The sequence below is a fragment of the Alteromonas sp. AO-Serp genome (genome assembly GCF_017849675.1).
Lineage (GTDB): Bacteria > Pseudomonadota > Gammaproteobacteria > Enterobacterales > Alteromonadaceae > Alteromonas > Alteromonas macleodii.
Map to the genome: position 1 here is coordinate 1 of NZ_JAFLMX010000228.1, position 1304 is coordinate 1304.

Annotated in this window: 1 protein-coding gene; it reads left to right on the plus strand. The window is 47.7% G+C overall.

Translation table 11 applies throughout. The features are described 5' to 3' along the window. On the plus strand, window positions 1–1304 hold a 1304-nt coding region (gene pyrG, locus QVA83_RS15520; protein ID WP_287498661.1), incomplete at both ends, for a CTP synthase.

The following is a 1304-nucleotide window of genomic DNA, read 5'->3' on the forward strand; positions in this document are numbered from 1 at the left end:
GGTGGTGTAGTTTCATCGCTAGGTAAAGGTATTGCTGCAGCATCGTTGGCCGCAATTCTGGAAGCTCGCGGTCTCACCGTAACCATGTTAAAACTCGACCCTTACATCAATGTCGACCCGGGCACTATGAGCCCTATCCAGCATGGTGAAGTATTTGTTACCGATGACGGCGCCGAGACCGACCTTGACCTTGGTCACTACGAGCGTTTTATTCGCACCCGCATGACTAAGCGCAATAACTTTACGACCGGCCGTGTATATGAAGAAGTGTTAAAGCGCGAACGTCGCGGTGATTACTTAGGTGCAACTATCCAGGTTATTCCTCATATTACCAATGAAATTAAGCGCCGTGTAATTGAAGGTGCTGAAGGTCACGATGTGGCTATTGTTGAAGTGGGTGGTACCGTAGGTGACATTGAGTCACAACCTTTCTTAGAAGCAATTCGCCAGCTTGGTACCGAAGTAGGCCGTGAGCGTGCGATGTTCATGCACTTAACGCTTGTACCTTATATGCCAGCGTCAGGCGAAGTAAAAACTAAGCCTACGCAGCACTCGGTAAAAGAGCTTCGCTCGATTGGTATTCAGCCAGACATTCTTGTATGCCGTTCAGTAGGTGCATTGCCTGCCAGCGAACGTTCTAAAATCGCGCTGTTCACCAACGTTGCAGATAAAGCCGTTATTTCACTAAAAGACGTAGACAGCATTTACCGTATTCCTGCTGCACTTAAAGCGCAAGGTATGGACCAGCTGGTTGTAGACCGCTTTGGTTTAGAGTGCGATGAAGCCGACTTATCTGAGTGGGAACAAGTACTTTACGCTGAGTCTAACCCGACGGCTGAAGTAAATATCGGAATGATTGGCAAATACGTTGAATTGCCTGATGCCTATAAGTCAGTTAATGAAGCGCTTAAGCACGCTGGTCTTAAAAACCGTCTTACCGTAAACATTCATCACATCGACTCACAAGACGTGGAAAGCAAAGGTACTCAAATTCTAGAACAGCTAGATGCTATTTTGGTACCCGGCGGCTTTGGTGAGCGCGGTATCGAAGGAAAAATTGCGGCTGCCCGCTATGCTCGTGAAAACAAAGTGCCTTACTTAGGTATTTGTTTAGGTATGCAAGTCGCGCTTATCGAATACGCGCGAAACGTTGCGGGTATGGAAAACGCGAACAGCACAGAGTTCGACTCTGAAACCCCTTACCCTGTAGTCGGCCTTATCACTGAGTGGTTAGATGCTGCAGGAACAACTGAAACTCGTACAGAAAACTCAGATCTTGGCGGTACCATGCGTCTAGGTAGTCA